This window comes from Histidinibacterium aquaticum (assembly GCF_008710275.1).
Classification (GTDB): domain Bacteria; phylum Pseudomonadota; class Alphaproteobacteria; order Rhodobacterales; family Rhodobacteraceae; genus Oceanicola; species Oceanicola aquaticus.
In genome coordinates this window covers 821,505-840,584 of the sequence record NZ_VYQE01000002.1, presented here as the reverse complement: position 1 = coordinate 840,584, position 19,080 = coordinate 821,505, and the positions used below count along the sequence as shown (strand labels likewise).

At 65.5% G+C, this 19,080-nt stretch carries 18 protein-coding genes; all 18 read right to left on the bottom strand.

From position 1 onward, the window contains the following. Positions 1–17: 17 nt before the first annotated feature. Entirely contained in the window at positions 18–683 is a 666-nt protein-coding gene (locus F3S47_RS09445) for a TetR family transcriptional regulator (RefSeq protein WP_150444989.1), read from the bottom strand. A gap of 84 nt (positions 684–767) precedes the next feature. Next, positions 768–1,595, bottom strand: a complete 828-nt coding sequence (locus F3S47_RS09440; protein WP_150444988.1) for a sugar phosphate isomerase/epimerase family protein — start codon at positions 1,593–1,595, stop codon at positions 768–770. Next, a complete protein-coding gene (locus F3S47_RS09435; RefSeq protein ID WP_150444987.1) occupies positions 1,592–2,740 on the bottom strand; it encodes a dihydrodipicolinate synthase family protein in 1,149 nt (382 codons plus the stop codon). The genes F3S47_RS09440 and F3S47_RS09435 overlap by 4 nt, the downstream gene beginning before the upstream one ends. Next, the gene (locus tag F3S47_RS09430) at positions 2,737–3,897 is read right to left on the bottom strand and encodes a Gfo/Idh/MocA family protein (protein ID WP_150444986.1); all 1,161 of its coding nucleotides are present in this window, start codon (positions 3,895–3,897) and stop codon (positions 2,737–2,739) included. Before F3S47_RS09430 ends, F3S47_RS09435 begins: the two co-directional genes overlap by 4 nt. Positions 3,898–3,944: 47 nt before the next feature. Then, positions 3,945–5,291, bottom strand: a complete 1,347-nt coding sequence (locus F3S47_RS09425) for an enolase-like domain-containing protein (RefSeq protein ID WP_191090127.1) — start codon at positions 5,289–5,291, stop codon at positions 3,945–3,947. After that, positions 5,288–6,118: a sugar phosphate isomerase/epimerase family protein gene (locus F3S47_RS09420; protein WP_150444984.1), complete on the bottom strand. Its 831-nt coding sequence runs from the start codon at positions 6,116–6,118 to the stop codon at positions 5,288–5,290. Before F3S47_RS09420 ends, F3S47_RS09425 begins: the two co-directional genes overlap by 4 nt. Beyond that, positions 6,111–7,634 carry a tripartite tricarboxylate transporter permease gene (locus F3S47_RS09415; RefSeq protein WP_150444983.1) on the bottom strand — a complete coding sequence of 508 codons (1,524 nt, stop codon included), beginning with the start codon at positions 7,632–7,634 and terminating at the stop codon, positions 6,111–6,113. Before F3S47_RS09415 ends, F3S47_RS09420 begins: the two co-directional genes overlap by 8 nt. Further along, entirely contained in the window at positions 7,631–8,110 is a 480-nt protein-coding gene (locus tag F3S47_RS09410; RefSeq protein WP_191090126.1) for a tripartite tricarboxylate transporter TctB family protein, read from the bottom strand. Before F3S47_RS09410 ends, F3S47_RS09415 begins: the two co-directional genes overlap by 4 nt. 69 nt (positions 8,111–8,179) lie before the next feature. Further along, the gene (locus F3S47_RS09405; protein WP_150444981.1) at positions 8,180–9,202 is read right to left on the bottom strand and encodes a Bug family tripartite tricarboxylate transporter substrate binding protein; all 1,023 of its coding nucleotides are present in this window, start codon (positions 9,200–9,202) and stop codon (positions 8,180–8,182) included. Positions 9,203–9,373: 171 nt separating this feature from the next. Continuing rightward, positions 9,374–10,846: a mannitol dehydrogenase family protein gene (locus F3S47_RS09400; RefSeq protein WP_150444980.1), complete on the bottom strand. Its 1,473-nt coding sequence runs from the start codon at positions 10,844–10,846 to the stop codon at positions 9,374–9,376. A gap of 112 nt (positions 10,847–10,958) precedes the next feature. Continuing rightward, a complete protein-coding gene (locus F3S47_RS09395; protein WP_150444979.1) occupies positions 10,959–11,963 on the bottom strand; it encodes an ABC transporter ATP-binding protein in 1,005 nt (334 codons plus the stop codon). A 13-nt stretch (positions 11,964–11,976) separates the two neighbouring features. Further along, positions 11,977–12,807, bottom strand: coding sequence for a carbohydrate ABC transporter permease (locus tag F3S47_RS09390; protein WP_150444978.1), 831 nt, complete (start codon positions 12,805–12,807; stop codon positions 11,977–11,979). Between the two features lie 11 nt (positions 12,808–12,818). After that, complete coding sequence (locus tag F3S47_RS09385; protein ID WP_150444977.1) at positions 12,819–13,691, bottom strand: carbohydrate ABC transporter permease; 873 nt, start codon at positions 13,689–13,691, stop codon at positions 12,819–12,821. 71 nt (positions 13,692–13,762) lie between these two features. Further along, the gene (locus F3S47_RS09380; RefSeq protein ID WP_150444976.1) at positions 13,763–15,076 is read right to left on the bottom strand and encodes an ABC transporter substrate-binding protein; all 1,314 of its coding nucleotides are present in this window, start codon (positions 15,074–15,076) and stop codon (positions 13,763–13,765) included. 92 nt (positions 15,077–15,168) lie between these two features. Next, on the bottom strand, positions 15,169–16,194 hold the full coding sequence (locus F3S47_RS09375; protein ID WP_150444975.1) for a LacI family DNA-binding transcriptional regulator: 1,026 nt from the start codon (positions 16,192–16,194) through the stop codon (positions 15,169–15,171). Between the two features lie 108 nt (positions 16,195–16,302). Further along, complete coding sequence (galE, locus tag F3S47_RS09370) at positions 16,303–17,364, bottom strand: UDP-glucose 4-epimerase GalE (protein WP_150444974.1); 1,062 nt, start codon at positions 17,362–17,364, stop codon at positions 16,303–16,305. A gap of 150 nt (positions 17,365–17,514) precedes the next feature. After that, complete coding sequence (locus F3S47_RS09365; protein WP_150444973.1) at positions 17,515–18,147, bottom strand: hypothetical protein; 633 nt, start codon at positions 18,145–18,147, stop codon at positions 17,515–17,517. After that, on the bottom strand, positions 18,147–18,986 hold the full coding sequence (locus F3S47_RS09360; protein WP_150444972.1) for a hypothetical protein: 840 nt from the start codon (positions 18,984–18,986) through the stop codon (positions 18,147–18,149). The genes F3S47_RS09365 and F3S47_RS09360 overlap by 1 nt, the downstream gene beginning before the upstream one ends. Positions 18,987–19,080 lie beyond the last annotated feature (94 nt).

Below are 19,080 nucleotides of genomic sequence, written 5' to 3'. Positions count from 1 at the left end.
AAGCGGTCGAGCGCCGCCTAGAGGGGCTGCGCAGCCCCATTGTTCCGCAAATAGGCGACGATCATGTCCGCCGCCCGTTCCGCATGCTGGGACAGCCAGTCCTCGCCGATGGGCGCCTCGAAGACCGTCCTCAGCGTGTGCATGTTGGAAATTGGAAACCAGCAGGTCGACGCGATGAAGATGTAGAGCTCGACCGCGCCGATTTCCCTGCAAAAGACGCCGGACCGCCGGCCCCGCTCCAGCACCTCTCCGACCCGTTCGAGAAGGACCGACTGAATGTCGGCGGCATCCTCGAGCTTACGGATGGACGCGCCGCCGAGCAAGTTCTCGGTGTTGAGCATCTTGATGAACCACGGGTTGTTCCAGAAGTGGCCCATGGTGAAATGCACGAGCGCCCGGATCGCGTCTTCCGGCTCGCGGGTGTCGAGCTCCAGCGCGGTCTCGCCCCGCCGGATCTGGATGTAGGCCTCTCGCAGTGCGGCGGCATAGACCGCGTTCTTGTCGCCGAAGTAGTCGTAGATCATCGGCTTTGACACGCCTGCGCGTTCCGCGATCCGGTCGACCCGGGCTCCGGAGAGCCCGGACTCGCTGAATTCCTCGAGTGCGGCTTGCAGGATGGCGGCGCGCGTGAATTCCGGATTCCGCTTCCGGTCCTTCCTGATCGGCGAAAGTCCTTTGGGCATGCTCCATCCTTCCCACAGATCGCCGCCCGGACCTATACAAACCGACCCCGGATCGAAATACCCGAGGGGTGCGTTGCGCCGCGGTCAGCAGACCGTGCGGCCGCGTTCGACCACCGTCGCGAGGACCTCGTCGGGGTCCCGCGTCCACCAGTCGAGGGCGGAGAAGATCTCGACCTCGTTCAGGCCGTCGAACCCGTTGGCCTCGGCCAGTCCGCGCATCCGGGGGATGTCGATCACGCCGTCGCCCATCATGCCCCGATCCGTCAGCAGATCGCGCGTCGGCACGAGCCAGTCGCAAATGTGAAAGGCCATGATCCGGTCCTTGCCCGCACGCTCTAGCTGTGCCTCGAGCTCGTAATCCCACCAGACGTGGTAGACGTCGACGGCGCAGCCGATCCCGTCGCCCAGACGGTCGCAGATATCGAGCGCCTGGCGCATGGTGTTCACGCAGGCGCGGTCGGCGGCGTACATGGGATGTAGCGGCTCGATGGCGACCTTGACGTCCTGCGTGCGCGCATACTCAAGGGTCTTCGCCAGGCCCTCCTCGACCAGCGCCCAGGCCCCGGGCAGGTCTTTGCTGCCCTTGGGCAGGCCGCCCACGACCATGACGAGACAGGCCGCGTCGAGCTCGGCAGCCTCGTCGACGGCCCGGCGGTTGTCGTCGATCACCGCCTGGTCGATGGCGCCCCTCTCGGTGAACCATCCGCCCCGGCAGAGACCCGAGACCGAGAGCCCGGCTTCACGGATCGCCTTCGCGGCGGCCGTGGTGCCCATCTCGTGCAGTTTGTCGCGCCAGGGGGCGATCCCCCCGATGCCGTGGCGCTGGCATCCCTCGATACACTGCGCCAAGGTCCACTGTTCGCGCACCGTCGCGGTGTTGAGGGAGAGCCGTCCCGGTTTCAGCCCGCTCATAGCTCCACCCCCCGCGCCGCGAAGACCGGCCGCGCGCGGGCGGCGGCGAGGTCGGGATCGGTGAAAAGGCCGGCCGCGTTGGCGAGCCGCACGATCTCGGCCAGGTGCTGCGTCGAGCGCGTGCTTTCCTGCCCGCCGACCATGGTGAAGTGATCCTGGTGGCCCGTCAGGTAGGCCATGAAGACCACGCCCGTCTTGTAGAACCGCGTGGGGGCCTTGAAGATGTGCCGCGACAGCGGAACCGTCGGCGCGAAGGTCGCGTGATAAGCCTCTGTGTCTCCACGAGAAAGCTGCGACAGCGCGAGCGCGGCCGCGGGCGCGATGGGGTCGAAGATTCCGAGCAGCGCGTGCGAGAAGCCCTGGTCGTCGCCCTCGATCAGCGCCGGGTAGTTGAAGTCGTCGCCGGTATACATCGCCACGCCCTCGGGCAGGCGACGACGCATGGCGATCTCCTTTTCCTCGGAGAGCAGGCTGATCTTGATGCCGTCGACCTTGTCGGCGTTCTCGGCGATCACGGACAGAGCGGTCTCCATCGCCTCCATGTGGTCGCCGGAGCCCCAGTAGCCCTCGAGCGCTGGGTCGAACATCTCGCCCAGCCAGTGCAGGATCGCGGGCTGATTGAGCCCGGAGAGGACCCGGCCATAGACCCGGGCATAGTCCTCGGGGCCCCTGGCGGCCTTGGCAAGAGCGCGGCTGGCCATGAGGATCACACGGGAACCGGCGGCCTCGACCGCCTCGCACTGCTCCTCGTAGGCGCGGATGACGTCGTCCACGGTCACATCCGGTCCCGGCGCCAGGTGGTCGGTGCCCGCACCGCTGGCGATCAGGTGGCCGCCGGACTTGGCAAGCTCGGTCGAGCGCTGGATCAGCTCCAGCGAGGTCGGCCAGTCGAGCCCCATGCCGCGCTGTGCGGTGTCCATCGACTCCGCGACGCCGAACCCGAGGCCCCAGAGGTGCTCCCGAAAGGCGAGGGTGCGGTCCCAGTCGAGCGGCGCATCCAGCCAGGGGTCGTAGTCGGCGAGAGGGTCGACGACGACATGGGCCGCGGCATAGGCGGTCCGGTTCCAGTTGCCGCCTCCCGCTTCGGGTCGGGGTCCGGCCTCGAGCGTGACAGCGCCACCGGGCAGGTTCAGCGTGCGGCTCATATTCCGAGATCCTCCAGGTCGACCCAGCAGCGCTTCTCCGAGCTCTCATAGCCCGCCTGCGCCAGCTGCACGCCCTTTGCACCCTCTTCGAGCGTGTAGGAGAAGGGCGCGTCTTCGGCGACGTGGCGCAGGAACTGTTCCCATTGCACCTTGAAGCCGTTGTCGAAGACCGTGTTGTCGGGGACCTCTTCCCAGTCGTCAAAGAAGTCGAGTTGCTGCGGCTCGTCCGGGTTCCAGACCGGCTTGGGCGTGTTCACACGGTGCTGGCTGTAGCACTTGTGCAGGCCAGCGACGGCGGAGCCGTGGGTCCCGTCGATCTGGAACGTCACGAGGTCGTCGCGACGGACCCGGGTGCACCAGCTCGAATTGATGTGCGCGACGATTTCGCCGTCCGGTCCGTCGAGCAGAAATGTCGCATAGGCGGCATCGTCTGCGGTGGCCTTGTAGCGCTCTCCGGCCTCGTCCAGCCGGCTGTCGATATGGGTGAAGCCGAGGCAGCTCACGGATTTCACCGGGGCGACGACGTTGTCGAGCACGTAGCGCCAGTGGCAGAGCATGTCGGAGATCATGCCGCCGCCGTCCTGCGCGCGATAGTTCCAGGAGGGACGCTGCGCGGGAAGGTCGTCGCCGGTGAAGACCCAGTACCCGAACTCGCCCTTCACGCTGAGGATCTTGCCGAAGAAGCCGAGGTCGCGCAGGCGCTTGAGCTTGATCAGGCCGGGCAGGTCGAGCTTGTCATGGACGATCCCGTTCTTCACGCCCTTGGCCTTGGCGTGCTTGGCGATGGCGACGGCGTCCTCCAGCTTCTCGCTGACCGGCTTTTCCGAGTAGACGTGCTTGCCCGCGTCGATCGCCTTGCGGAGAAGGCCGGGCCGCATCTGGGTCGAGGCGGCGTCGAAGAAGATGGTGTCGTCGGGATTGGCCAGCGCCGCGTCCAGGTCGGTCGTGTAGCGCTCGACGCCGTGGGCCTTCGCGAGCGCCTCGATCTTGTCGGCATTGCGGCCGACGATGATCGGGTCGGGGACGAGGTAGGAGCCGTCCGACAGAGCTACGCCGCCCTGGGCGCGGATCGCAAGAACCGAGCGGATGAGGTGTTGGTTCATGCCCATTCGGCCGGTCACGCCGTGCATGATGATCCCTATTCGCTTCTGTCTCATTCGCGCCTCCGCTATCTATCCTACCGTTTAGTAGGTTATGGGTCCGTTCATGTCAACGGTGGTAAGTTTATGGTTTCGCAGCCAAATCCAGACACACCGAGTGACTGGATATCGATGGCGCCCTCTTGAATCCGTAGCCCGGTCGCATCGTTCGCCACGAGGTAGATGTCCGGATGTGCCTCCGCGAAATGGCGCCGCTCTTCCGGGCTGGTCGACTGGAGCCCGCCGGCGAAGTGATGTCCGTTCCGCTCCACGTCACGCACGCCGCAGGCCGACATCATCGCGGTGTCCTGCTGCCAGCAGAGACCTGGCTGACAGGTCAGGTCCTCGCCCGACAGCACGGCGCCGGCGGCCTCGGCCCGCGCCTTGTTCAGGAGAGCCCTGAGCACGCCTTTGCAGCTCTTGATCGAGGTGCCGGACCAGCCGAGTTCGAGTGCGCGAGGAAAGGCCTCCTCGCTGTCGTCGCTCTCGTCGATGATCAGGGGGAGGGGGGGCGACACCCTCTCGGTCAAGGCCGTCTCTCGCGGGAAAGGCTGCTCGACGAAACGCGTCGCCGCGCGGATCGGAGCGAGCGCCGCGTCCTTCTCGAGCCCGTCGAGGAAGGCCGCGAAAGCATCGGTCGCGTATTGTTCGTTGGCGTCGAGCGTGACCGTCAGTCCCGGCAACCCGCCGACGATGCCGGAGATGTCCCGCAGGCGGGCGAGATCCGCCGCCGGATCGCCCTTCAGCTTGATCTTGAAGCCCGAGATACCCGTCCTGGCGATGACTTCGTCCAGTGCGACCGGCAGATCGTCGGGACGCGCTTCAGCTGACACGTCCTGTCCCCGCAAGGGCGCATCGAACCCGATGGTATGGCGCAGGGAGATCCTGCGTGGCGCCTCGATGCGCGAGAGCGAGGTCGAGAGGGCCTCGGCGTTCAGGTCCGAGGGCAAGTCCTTGGCGAGGCCGAAGAGATCGTCGCGCGCGGCTCGCCAGAACGGCACCTTTGCAGCCGAGCAGAGGGCATCGATGACCGCCATCTCCAGCAGGGCCGGTCCGAAGCCGGCGGCGAGCCCGGGCACGTCCGGCAGGGCGGCCGCAACCTCGGCGCGCAGGTCGCGGGATACGGCGACAGCCGGTCCGGTCAGTCCCGGGGCCTTCTCGACCGCCGTTCGGACGGTGGTCCGAAGCTCATCGATGGTATCTGCATTCGACATGGAGGCGCGCTTGTCGAACCAGCGCGGAACCATGAGTTGGGCGGATCGACCGGTCTCACGCTTACCGCCGACTTCGATCGTCACGCTGGCATGGGCCTCGGCGGTTTCGCGCACTTCGGTGCTGCCGAACTGGAACGGCAGCCGCATCCGGACAGGCCGCTCCGCCCAGCGGGCCTCGACAAGTCGTAGCGCGGTCATGCCACCGCCCTCTCGCAGGCCCGCAGCGTCGCCGCGCCGACAGCCGCCGTCACCCGTGCGTCGATCAGGGTGCGGAAGGGCTCGACGCCGACCAGACCCGTCCAGCCGAGATCGGTGAGCGCGTGGATGATCTCCGGGAAGGGGTCGTCGCCCATCCCGGGCGCGCCGAGGTTCGTGTCGTTCGCGTGGATATGACCGATGACGCCGCGAGGCACCCATTCGCGGATCCGGTCCGCCACCGGAGGCTCCTGCAGCCCTGCCGCCTTGCAGTCGAGCATCGTCTTGAACGCGGCGCTCCCGACGGCCTCCACCAGCGCCGCGCCTTCGGCGACGGTCGTGATCGTTTCGGTTTCCGTCCGGGCCAGCGGTTCGATGCAGTAAGTCACGCCTGCCCGTTCCGAGGCCGCGGCGATGGGCGAGAAGAACTCGGCGAGGTGAGCCGTCAGAGCATCGTCGCCCATGCCCTGTGGCCTGACCCTCTGACCGGGCGAGCCGTGAACGAGCACATCGCCGCCGAGCGCTGCGCACAGATCGACGAGGCCGAGGAGGGCCTCACGTGTTTCGTCCCACCTCGAGCGGTCCGTGATAGAGGCTTCCGGATAGCCGGTCAGGAGCCAGTGCAGCCCGGTGACCCGGATCCCGGCCGCCTCGACCGTCTCGCGCACCTCGGCCACGCGCTCTGCCGCCATCCCGTGTGGCGCGTCGTCCAGCGTCGCAGGCGCAAGCTCCAGCCCCGCATAGCCGAGCGCCTTCGCGGTTTCGGCCTGCTCCCGGAGGCTGAGCCCCTCGGCGTGGAGGAGCTCATTGCAGAGCGCGAGTTCAAGCACTGAATCGGTCTCCGAGCCAGCGCACGGGCGACATCGCGATGCGCCGCACGGCGGCGATGTTCATCAGGATCGAGAGCACGATGATCGCCACGAACCCGGCGGACACGGGCCTTGTGAAGAAGGGCAGCAGGTCGCCGTCGCTGAGCGTGAGGCCCCGCCGGAGGCTCTTGTCCAAGAGGTCGCCGAGAATGATCCCGAGGACCAGCGGCGCCATCGGGTATTTCATCTGTCGGAGCAGGAAGCCCACGAGCCCGAAGAAGACCATGATGTAGATATCGAACATTCGCTGGCTCAGCGCGTAGGTGCCGATGACGCAGAGCACGAAGACCACGGGCATCAGGTACGAGTAGGGGACCCGCAGCACCTGGACGAAGGCGCGCGTCAGGGTCAGCCCGTAGATCGCCATGAACAGCGTCGCGATCAGCACCATGGCGCTGACGAGGCCGATGAACTGCGGCTGCTCGATCATGATGAGCGGGCCGGGGCGTATGCCGTGGATGAAGAAGGCGGCGATCAGCACGGCGGCGCTCGCGGAGCCCGGGACGGCCAGGGTGATGGCGGGGATCAGCGAACCCGGCACGACCGCGGAGTTACCCGTTTCGGCTGAAATCAGGCCCTCGTAGCTGCCGGAGCCGAACTTCTCCTGCTCCTTCGAGGTCTTCTTCGCCGTGGCGTAGCTCGCCCAGGCGCCGATGTCCTCGCCGACGCCGGGAATGATGCCGACGAGCGTGCCGATGATGCCGGACCGCACGATGGTGAACTTGTAGCGCCAGAGGTCGATGAGCTCCGGCAGGGTCCGGTCGCTCTTGTCCTTCTTGTTGGCGATCTCGCCGGAGCGGTTCCACATCGCGGTCAGAACCTCGGCAAAGCCGAAGGCGCCGACCATGGCGGGGATCAGCGCGATGCCGGCGTTGAGGTCGGTCACGCCCATGTTGAAGCGGACGTGGGCATGGATGCCTTCCGATCCGACCATCGCCACGGCGAGTCCGAGGATGCCGGCGATGTAGCCCTTGAGCGGTGTGGTGTCCGCGGTCAGCTGGCCGGAAATCAGGATGCCGAAGACGGCCAGCCAGAAGAACTCGAAGCTGCCGAAGTTGAGCGCAGCCTCGGCGAGGGGTGGCGCGATCAGCACGAGCATGATGACGCCCACGATCGTGCCGAGGGCCGAACCCGCGGTCGCCAGGCCCATCGCGTAGCCGGCGCGTCCGGCGCGGGCGAGCGGGTAGCCGTCGAGCGAGGTCGCGGCGCTGGCGGGCGTGCCGGGAATGTTGAGCAGGATCGCGCTGCGCGAGCCGCCGTAGATGGCGCCCACGTACATGCAGATCAGCACGAAGATCGCCGCGGTGGAGTCCAGCGAGTAGGTGAGGGTGGTCATCAGCGCGACACCCATCGTCGCCGTCAGCCCGGGCAAGGACCCGACGATGATCCCGAGCAGTGTCGCCCAGGCCGCATGAAACAGCAGCTGAGGGGTGGCGAGGGTCGACAGACCCGCGGCGAGATCGGCCAATCCGCTCACGGCAGCCTCACGAGGAACAGTTCACGGAAGAGGATCGAGGAGCTGAAGGCGACCCCGAAGGCGAGCGCGAGCGAGCCGGCGACCGCAATCGCCTGGTCGCGCCGGGCTCCGTCGACCGGGAGGGAGAAGACGAGCGCGAAGGCGAAGGTGAAGATCGCCGTCGCCCAGAAGTAGCTGAGCCATCCGACGAGGCCGAGGGCGTAGCCGGTGCAAAGAATGGCGGTGAGACCGAGACGGGACCACGAGCCGCCGACAAGCACGCCGACCTTGCCGCGTTCGGTGTCGGTATAGGACGACCGGAACAGCAGGACCGCGCATATCGCCAGCAGGACGCCGAGGATCATCGGGACAAGGCCCGGGATCGAGGCGGGATGGATGCGGCGGATCTCCAGCCGGTCCATCGTCCATCCGCCGACGAACAGCGCGATTCCAAGCGCAAGAAAGACGACCGCTGAAATGCGATCTGCCAGCGCCATTCGCATGGGTTCACTCCTTGGGAATAGGTCGGGCGGGGCGCCTGAAGCGCCCCGTCCCTTTCGCCTGACTTATTCTTCTTCCGGGCAGTCGATGCCGATCTCGGAAGGATCGATAACCGCCTCGCCGCGGGTCACGCGGGCACAGGCCTCTGCGATCACCACCGGCATCGCCTTGTCGAGCGCTTCCTGGCCATAGGCCGGCGAGAAGACGGCGCCGCGGTCGTTGGCGTAGGCCTTGAGCTCTTCGCTATCCATGACGTGGTCCTGCCACACCTGGTCGACCGTCTCGTAGACCTCGTCCGGCGCGCCCTTCGGGATGAAGACGCCGAAGTAGTCGGCCGCGACGGGGAAGTCGGGCACGAACTCTGTGATCGGCGGGACTGGATCGATTCCCTCGACCTCGAGCGGCGAGTCCGAGAGCACCGTCAGCGGACGCAGGCGCCCGGCGCGGATCATCTCGGTCTGCTCGACGGCCAGCTGAGTCGTCGCGACGACCTCGCCGGAAGCGGCTGCGATCACAGCAGGGTTGCCACCGTCGTAGGTGATCATCCGAGCGCCTTCGAGGTCGCCGCCGACCGCTTCGGTGATCGCCGCGAGAGCCATGCCTCCGGAGCTGTTCACGCCCGCGGTGCCTACGGTCACTTCGCCCGTCCGCATCGCTTCGAGCAGTTCGTCGAAGCTCTGGTATTCGGAGTCCGCGTTGACGCTGACCACCGGAACGTTCGCGACGTGCAGGTAGATCTCGTAGTCTTCGATCGAGGTGTCCTCCACCAGCCCCGTGATCGCATAGGTCGCGTTGTTGGCGATGGCGTTGGCCGTCCAGGTGTAGCCGTCGCGGGGCGCATCGAGCGCAGCGGCGGTGCCGGTGGAACCGGAGGCGCCAGGCTGGTTCACGACGACGACCTCGGTCCCGAGCGCCTCTTCGAGAATCGGCGCCACGACGCGGGTGACCTGGTCGGTCGACCCCCCGGCGGACCACGGCACGATGATGTTGATCGGCCGGTCGGGCTGCCAGCTGTAGTCCTGCGCGATGGCCGGAGCGGCGATCGAGCCCACCGCGGCGAAGGCGGCGGCCTTGACGAGGTAGTTCATGGTTTCCTCCCTTATCTACCATTTAGTAGGTTAACGGAGCCGGTCGCCGTCTGTCAAACGGCGGATCACGAAAATCCGGCGCGAGCGGAAAGGCGCGGAGGCGCCTCGCCAGCCGCATTCCCGTTGGGTGAATGGTGAGGAGGACTCGACGGGCTCGAGCCCGTCAGGAAGCTATCTCTGGCTTGCGAAGGCGGTGAGAACCGACCGTGTCCCTTCCGTCTCGAGCCGCTCGAGCCAGGCGCAGAAGGGGGCCGCGAAGGCTTCGTTCGACCGGAGACCGTCGTAGGCCGGCTGTTCCAGCCAGGCTGGGGGACGCGTCTTCGCTTCGCGGGCAGCGGCCCGAAGCGCCTCCCAATGGGGATCGTTCGCCACGATCTCGGTCCCGTCTTCGCGGATGCCAATGCACATCCGGGCCCAGAGCGCCTCGGCCAGAGCCAGCCCCTCGACGTCGAGCCCGCGCTCCAGACGGTCGCGGATGGTCGGATGCACGAACCCAGTATGCCGAGAGGAGCCATCGAAAGCGACTCGCCGTGTCGTGTCCACGATTGCAGGGTTGGCAAAGCGTGTCCCGATGAGCCTTGCGTATTCGACCGGGGTCATCCCGGGCACCGCCGCCACCAACGGGGCGATCTCGTCCAGCTCGACCTTCTCGAAGAAGGCGCGGACCGCCGGATCCTCCATGCAGCCGGAAATCGTCTCGATCGACAGGAGTTCGCCTGCGTTGGCGAGGAGCTGGTGTCCCGCGTTCAGCATCCGAATCTTCATCGTCTCGTAGGCATGGACGCTATCGGAGAACGTGGCGCCCGTTCGGTCCCAGTCGGGCCGTCCCGCGCAGAAATCGTCTTCGATCACCCACTGGCGGAAGTTCTCGTGGGTCACCGGGGCGGCGTCGGCGATGCCGAGGTTCCGGGCAAGCTCGAGCTCCTTGGGTCCGGTGGCAGGGACGATGCAGTCCACCATCGAATTGGGGAACGTGCAGTTTGCGTCGATCCAGTCCGCGAGCGCCCCGTCCGTGAGCCGGGCGAGGGAGACGACCGTATCCCGCAGGATCGCGCCATTGCCTTGGAGGTTGTCGCAGGACATGCAGGAGAAGGGTCCCAGGCCCGCGTCCCGGCGCAGCTTCAGTGCCGCGACTATCGCCCCGAAGGCAGTGCATGGACTGGCCGGATTGGTTGCATCGCGGCGGATATCGTCGTGACTGCTGTCGAAGCGCCCGCTCGATGTCCGGTAGTAGCCGCCTTCCGTCACCGTAAGGGACACGATGCGGATGTCGGGTTCGGCCATTCTGGCGATCAGGCTGGCGTTGTCGTCTTCGACCGGAAGGAAGTCGATCATCGAGCCTATGACCTCGGCCGACGTTTCGGTCGGGCTGAGTTCGATCAACGTCGTGAGACAATCCTGCGAGAGCAGGCGATCTCGTTGGGCAGAATCGGAGGGCCTCACGCCTGCTCCGACAATGGCCCAGTCCTGCGCCAGGCCCTCGTCCATGAGCCGATGCAGATACCAGGCCTGGTGGGCGCGATGGAAGTTGCCCAGGCCGATGTGGACCATCCCGGCCGTGAGATTGCCGCGGTCGTAGCGCGGTGTGCGGACGCCTTCGGGCAGATCCTTCAACGTCGCGGTGGAGAGGGGGACGGCCGTCATCGCCGATCTCTTCCTGCCATGGGGGTAACGCGGAATGTCTCCACCCCTGCGGTGAGCAATCGCCGTTCACCCGGGACTGGCAGTCCCGGAAATGCCGAGCGGAAATCCTGTCTCATGCGATGCGGAGTCCGTTGTCGTCGAACCGGTGGATTTGATGGGACTGGGGCGCGAGATGGATGGTGTCGCCGTGTCGAAGCCCGACTTCCCCTCCGGCACGGACCGTCATGGGCTCGTCCAGACCGGGCACCGCGACATGGAAGAAGGTGTCCGACCCGAGGTGCTCTGACACGGTGACCTTGCCGCTGAATGTGCCGCCGTCCTCGACGATATCGAGGTGCTCCGGCCGCACTCCGATGTGGGCGGCGTCATGCCGGCTCGCGAGGTCGCCGCCGACAATGTTCATCTTCGGACTGCCGATGAAGCCTGCGACGAAGAGGTTTCGGGGACGGCGGTAGAGATCGATGGGGCTTCCGACCTGCTCGATGTTACCTGCGCGCAGAACGACGATCTTGTCCGCCATGGTCATAGCCTCGACCTGGTCGTGGGTGACGTAGATCATCGTTGTCTTCAGGCGCTCGTGCAGCTCGCTGATTTCGAGACGCATCCCGACCCGAAGCGCGGCGTCGAGGTTGGAGAGCGGTTCATCGAAGAGGAAGGCGGCCGGCTCGCGCACGATGGCGCGCCCGATCGCCACCCGCTGGCGCTGGCCGCCCGACAGCTGGCCGGGACGCCGGTCGAGGTAGTCGGTGAGGTTCAGGACCTCGGCCGCACGATCGACCCGCCGCCGCCGCTCCTCCTCGTCCATGCCCGCCATCTTCAGGGGGAAGGCGATGTTCTTGCGGACGCTCATGTGCGGGTAGAGCGCGTAGGACTGGAAGACCATCGCAAGGCCGCGCTTGGCCGGCGGCAGGTCGGTCGCGGCGGTGCCGTCGATCCGGATCTCGCCGCCCGAGACGTCTTCGAGGCCCGCGATGAGGCGGAGCAGGGTGGATTTGCCGCAGCCGGAGGGGCCGACGAAGACAACGAACTCGCCGTCCTCGATGGTCAGGTCGAGCGGCGGGATGACCTCGACGTCGCCGAACTTCTTCTGCACTCGCTCGAGCGTGATGCGTCCCATCTGGTGGTCTCCCTTATTTCACGGCGCCGAAGGTCAGGCCGCGGACGAGCTGTCTTTGCGAGAACCAGCCCATGACGAGGATAGGTGCGATGGCCATTGTCGAGGCCGCCGACAGCTTGGCGTAGAAGAGTCCCTCCGGGCTGGAGTAGCTCGCGATGAAGGCCGTCAGGGGGGCGGCGTTCGCGGCGGTCAGGTTCAGCGTCCAGAAAGCCTCGTTCCAGGCCAGAATGATGTTGAGAAGCAGCGTGGAAGCGATGCCGGGAACGGCCATCGGCGTCAGGATGTAGAGAACTTCGGAGGACAGCCCGGCGCCGTCCATGCGGGCGGCCTCGAGGATGTCGACGGGGATCTCGCGGAAGTAGGTATAGAGCATCCAGACGATGATCGGCAGGTTGATAAGCGTAAGCACGATGACGAGGCCGATGCGCGTGTCGAGCAGGCCGTAGTCCCTGAAGATCAGGTAGAGCGGCACCAGCACGCCGACCGGCGGCAGCATCTTGGTCGAGAGCATCCACATCAGGACGTTCTTCGTCTGCCGCCCCGGCACGAAGGCCATGGCCCAGGCCGCCGGGATGGCGATGAGCAGCCCGATCAGAGTCGAGCCGACCGAGATGACCACGGAGTTCATGAAGTGGCGGAAGTAGTTCGAGCGTTCCTGGACGGTCTCGTAGTTCTCCAGTGTCCAGTCGAAGGCGAGGAAGACCGGCGGGTCTGCGATGGCCGTCGCCTCGGTCTTGAAGCTCGTCAGGATCGTCCAGAGGATCGGAAAGAAGATGAGGATCGCGAGGACCCAGGCAACTCCGGTGTTGATCGCCATGCGGCGGTTGGAAACGGCGCGCGCCATGGTCTTCTCTCCTATGCGTCCAGGTTCTTGCCGATCATCCGCATCAGGAAGATGGCGACGATGTTGGCGAGGATGATGGCGACGACGCCACCGGCGCTCCCGGTCCCCACGTCGAAGCGCAGGAGGCTCTCGGCGTAGACCAGGTAGGTCAGGTTGGTGGAGGCCACGCCCGGTCCGCCGTTCGTCGTCACGAGGATCTCGGCGAAGATCGACAGAAGAAAGATCGTCTGGATCAGAACGACCACGGTGATCGCGCGGGCCAGGTGCGGCAGCTTGATGTACCAGAACCGGCTGAGGGCGGAGGCCCCGTCCATCTCGGCTGCTTCCAGCTGCTCGCTGTCGAGGCTCTGCATCGCGGTCAGCAGGATCAGCGTGGCGAAGGGAAGCCACTGCCAGGACACGATACCGATGATGGAGGCGAGCGGGGCTTGCGTCAGGAAATCAAAGGCGGGGACCCCGAGGACCTCGGCCACGTAGGCGAAGAGTCCGTTCACGGGGTTCATGAACATGTTCTTCCAGACCAGCGCGGAGACGGTGGGCATCACGAAGAAAGGCGAGATCACCATGATCCGCACGATCCCCGTTCCCCACATCGGCTGATCCAGCAGGACCGCGAGCCCGATGCCCCCGACAACCGTGATGATCAGGACGCCGCCGACCAGCAGAAGCGTGTTGATGAGCGAGGTGATGAAGGTCGGGTCGGAGAGGAAGTAGGCGTAGTTCTCGAAGCCCACGAAGGGGTTCGCGCCCGGCATCAGGAGATTGTAACGCAGGAACGAGAACCAGAGCGTCATGCCCAGCGGGATGAGCATCCAGGCGAGCAGCAGGATCACCGAGGGTGCGATCATGAAGCGCGCCGCGGCGCGGGAATGTTGCGTGGCCATGGGACACCATCAGCTGCTGGAGCGAAGGGGGGCCGGGGCGGGCGTGTTGCGCCGCCCCGGCGGGACCGACCTCAGTCGATGTAGCCGGCGCGTTCCATTTCGCGCGTGGCGATGGTCTGAGCCTGCGCCAGGGCCTCCTCGGCCGTGGTCTGGCCGGCCAGAGCAGCCGACATCACCTGGCCCACGGCGGTGCCGAGGCCCTGGAACTCCGGAATGGCCACGAACTGGACGCCCGTGTAGGGAACCGGGTCGACCGTCGGGTTCTGCGGATCGGCGGCGTTGATCGACTCGAGCGTGCGCTCGGCGAAGGGCGCGGCCGACAGGTATTCCTCATTCTCGTAGAGAGAGGTCCGCGTGCCCGGGGGAACGTTCGCCCAGCCTTCGTTTTCGGCAACGAGCTCGGTGTAGGCCTGACCGGTCGCCCAGGCGATGAACTCCTTCGCCGCGTCTTCGGCGTCGGTCCCCGACGGGATGGCAAGGGACCAGGCCCAGAGCCAGTTGCCCCGCTTGCCCAGACCGTTGTCGGGCGCGAGCGCGAAGCCAACGCTGTCGGCGACCTGGCTTTCGTCGGGATTGGTCACGAAGGACGCGGCGACAGTGGCGTCGATCCACATGCCGCACTTGCCCTGCTGGAAGAGGGCGAGGTTTTCGTTGAAGCCGTTCGACGCGGCGCCCGGCGGGCCGTAGTTCGTCACCAGCTCGAGGTAGGTGTCGAGGGTCTGGGCCCAGGCATCGGTATCGAACTGCGGCTGCCAGTTCTCGTCGAACCAGCGCGCACCGAAGGAGTTCGACATGGCGGTCAGGAAGGCCATGTTCTCGCCCCAGCCGGGCTTGCCGCGCAGGCAGATGCCGTAGATCTCGTTGTCCTTGTCGGTCATTGCCGCGGCGGCTTCGCCGATGAAGTCCCAGGTCGGGGCTTCGGGCATCTCGAGGCCGGCCTCTTCCATGAGATCGGTCCGGTACATGACCATGGAGGACTCGCCGTAGAACGGCGCCGCGTAGAGCGTCCCGTCGACGGTCAGGCCGGAGGCGATGGCGGGCAGGAAGTCCTCGGGGTTCCATCCCTCGGGCATGCCTTCCAGCGGCGTGAGCCAGCCCTGTTCACCCCAGATCGGAACCTCGTAGGTGCCGATGGTCATGACGTCGAACTGGCCGCCCTGGGTGGCGACGTCCTGGGTCACGCGCTGCCGGAGGACGTTCTCCTCCAGGGTGACCCACTCCAGCTCGATATCGGGGTGCTGCTCGGTGAAGTTGTCGGCCAGACCCTGCATGCGGATCATGTCGCCGTTGTTCACGGTGGCGATCGTCACCGTGGTCTGGGCTGCGGCGGCACCGGCGATAAGCGCGAGTGTGCTCGCCGCACAAAGTGCGGTTCTCGGATGCATATATTCCTCCCTGGCATCGATTTGCCTGGGAGCGACCATGCGGCAAGCGTTTGCTCGCGTCAATAAAAATTTTACGCGCGTAAATGTTGGCGTCAGGCCGACTTGCGCATGACCAGCCGGCCCTCGAACAGGATGTCGGTCCGGGCCGAGCCGGCGGGAGCATCTGTATCGATCGCATCGAGCAGCAGCTCGACGCCCTTCTCCGAGATCGCGGCGTAGTCCTGCGAAATGGTCGTCAGGGGCGGGCAGGTGAAGCGCGAGAACGGATGGTCGTCCATGCCCGCCACGCGCAGGTCTGCCTCGGCACCATGTCCCACACTCAGTCCGAGTTCGTAGGCCGCGGCGAGAAGCCCGATGGCGAGGCGGTCGTTGCTGCAGAGGATCGATCTTCCCTCCGGCGGCGCCGAGAGGACGCGAAGCCCTTCGCGATACCCGATCTCCTCGAAGTTCCACCCTTCGCCGGGCACGCTGATGACGTGCGGCTCGTGCCCCAGGTGCCTCATGGCGCCGAGATAGCCGTTGCGGCGCTTGTTCGAGTTCGGGTTCGGAGGCGTGGACATCTCGAAGAGGACCGGCGGTGCTCCAGTTCGGCAAAGGTAATCAACCATCTGCGAGGTGAAGTGCTCGTTGTCCGAGGCGACGAGCGCGCGACCGACATTCTCGACGTTGCTGTCGAAGAGCACCGTGGGGACGTCCTTGCAGAAGCGCTCGAGCTCCGCCTTGTCGGAGGCTCGCCCGAGCGGGGCGAAGAGGACGCCGGCCGGCTTCATCGAACGGAGCGTCTCCATGATCTCGTTCTCGAGCTCGACCTGGCCGTGGGGGCTGAGCAGCGTGGGAGAGAACCCGGCCTCGACGCACTGCCTCTCGATGTAACGGGCGATCTCGGCGAAGAAGGGGTCGGTCGAATAGGGGACCACGATCCCGATGTTCTTCGTGAGACGGCGGTTCTGGTTGATCGCGTAGATGTTCGGGCGGTAGTCGTGCCGGTCGAGGGCCTCCTCGATCCTCGCGCGCGTGGACTGCCGAACGCTGTTCGGGTCGTTGAAGTACTTGGAAATCGTCGGCCGCGAGATCCCGCTGACGGAGGCGAACTCTTCCATGTTCCTGATCCTTGTCACGCGGCCCTCCGTTTTTGGCGCGTGTCAAGATAGCCTAGGCAAAACGACGAAGCCAGTGATGGTAAGCTAACGTTGCCCCCGGGCCGACGGACCCGGGGACCTCTCGCTTCACGGATGGGCGCCGATCTCCCCGCTTGGGGCCCTGGATGCCGGGGCTTGTCTCTTTGGGCGGTACCGTGCGGGTGTCGCCGAACGGCAGATGTCCATGAGATTGCGCCGGGCCTGCCAGCCCAGGACCCGTGCCGCCTTGCCCGTGTCGGACCAGGACGCACCGATATCACCGGCCCGGGGCGGCCGGACCCGTCGACGAATGCGATGTCCGGTCGCCGTTTCGAAGGTCTCGATCAACTCGATGACCGTGTGCCCTTCGCCGGCGCCGACGTTGATGATCTCCGCTCCGCTGACGGACGGAAGCCTGCTGACCGCCGCGGCATGGGCCTCGGCCAGGTCCTGGACGTGGATGAAATCGCGCATGCCGGAGCCATCGGCGGTGGCGTAGGTCGATCCGAAGATATCCATGCGTTTACGGTCTCCCTTCGCGACCCGCATGATGTGGTCCATCACGTTGAATGTCCGGTTTCGCTGTATCGGGGCAATCCGGCCAGCCGGGTCCTTGCCGATCGGGTTGAAATACCGGAGCAGGATCGCTTTCCGGTCTTCGCGCGCCTTCGCCCAGACCGTGACGATCCGTTCCGCGAGCCACTTGCTCTCACCGTAAGGCGAGACTGGCTGGCACGGATGCTCTTCATCGAGCGGCAGGTACTTGGGCTCGCCGTAGACCGCGGCGGACGAGGAATAGACCATGCCGTCGCACCCGGACGCCTCCATCGCACGAAGCAGGGAGACCGTGCCCGAGACGTTGACCTCGATGTACTTCATCGGGATCGTCACTGACTCGGCGGCGTCTTTCAGCGCCGCGAGGTGCAGGACGATCTCGGGTTTGAAGCTCAGCATCGCGTTCGTCAGGGTCTCAGTGTCCCTGATATCTACGTTAAAGAATGGTACGGACCTTCCGCTTGCCTTCACGACCTGTTCGAGGTTGCTTGGCGAAGAATTGCTGAAATCGTCGGCGACGAATATGTCGTGCTTTCCCATCTGCAAAACAGCGAGTACATGCGTACCAATGTATCCGGCGCCGCCGGTGACCAAAACACGCACCTCCACCTCCACTTGGCTGGGAGGGGATAATTCCCCTTTGTGCTTGGGTTAATTCCCCAATATCTCCAGTTTGTGGCGATGTCTGGTTTCGGTCAACAATCAAGCGGCTATCATACGATCAGCGGTTATAGGTCATTTAGTTACTACTACTAATATTTCGATTTAGTTGGAATCGGTGGATGGGATTGTTCCCGATTGCAACCTGCCTGAATCTCCATTATTTTTCGCCCGCAGGCGGACCGCGAGAGAAGCCGCCTGGCTCCGAATCATGGGATCGGTATCGTCCAGCGCAACGCGGACCAGCTCGATGCTTTCGTTTCCACCACGCCGCGCAATCGTGAGAAGCGCATCCAGACGCTCGGGGCGGTTCCCGCCCGCCAGGACTTCGGCCAGGGTCCGGGCAGAGCCCGGCGCAGCCCGCGAGGTGGCATCGACGCCAGACTGGACCGGTCTTTTGCGATGACCGACGTCGCGGCCGGACAGCTCTCGGTACCAAGCCTCCCTTTCGTCATCAGCGAGTGGCGTGCGGAAGGACAGCAGCAAGAGCAGGAAGCTGGCGAGCACGCCCAAGGGACCCAAGGAGAGCCACAGGATGCCGCAGACGAGCCGGACATTTCTTTCCTCGGGCTCGACCTGTCGGTGAAGGAGGAGCGCGACGACGGCGGCATACTCGCTAAGGACTAGGCCGAGCAGGACAGGCAGATGCCATGAAAGGATCAGCGCAATCAGAAACGCGTCGATCCCGATGAGCCCAAGGATGACCAGGCCTGTCGTGGATACACCAGACCTCTCCATCACTGTGCCGCCATCCGGTTAGTCGCCTGCACTGCCCAGGCCCGGGCTACGTCGCGCGCCAGTAGATCGAGGACCGCCGCCTTGTCGTCAGCGGCAAGATCGCCAAGAGCGTCGATCAGTAGCAGGCAGTCCCCGTTTCCGAGGGGAAGACGTGTAACGCGCTCCTCATCGTAAGCTGTGGCCGAGCCGGGTGTGATGAGGGCCGCAATTGCTAAGCTGCCGCGGGAAGAGAGACGTAGCGCTGGGCCGGACGCTGTCTCCGAGACGATCGCCCAGGTCGACGTCTCTGCGATGACCCGGGCGGCGCGATCCATCGCCTCGACGAAGTCCGCTTCCGGATTCGCAAGGTCGTCGAGCACATGCGCCGCCGATACGAGATGAAGGCGTTCGTAGGCCTGACGTTCGCTTCTTCTTCGGGCTGACCGGGCTTCGGACCCATCCAGCTTCGCCAGGGCCGCTGCGAGTTCGGCTTCCATTTGGCCAAGGTGATCCCGCAGCCTCTCGATGCGCGATCGGTCGAGGTCGGTTAGTCCTCCGATGAGAAGGGCGAGCCCGATCCAGACCGCCGGCCTCACGCCATGGTGCGCAAGCCACTCGACCCGTGACGTCGAGAGATCCGGGGCGGGGACTTCGACCGCCAGGTAGAGGGCCGTCCCCGCTGCGGCAACAAGGACACCCGCGATCAATCCATATTGAGCGGCGATGACGAGAACGATGATCAGCGAAGGATGTATGGGCCAGGACTGGAAATTGACCGTCCCGGCAAAAAACCACTGGAGGCCGTAGAGAACGGCTCCCAGGGCGATCGCCTCAATCGTGATCGAAACAGGCTTGCTCATTTCCCGATTTTTGCACGCGGCGGGAACTGCGCCAAGATGGACTCTCATTTTCGTTGTCAGGGGATAGGGCGGAAAGGTAATCTGACAGCTGAAA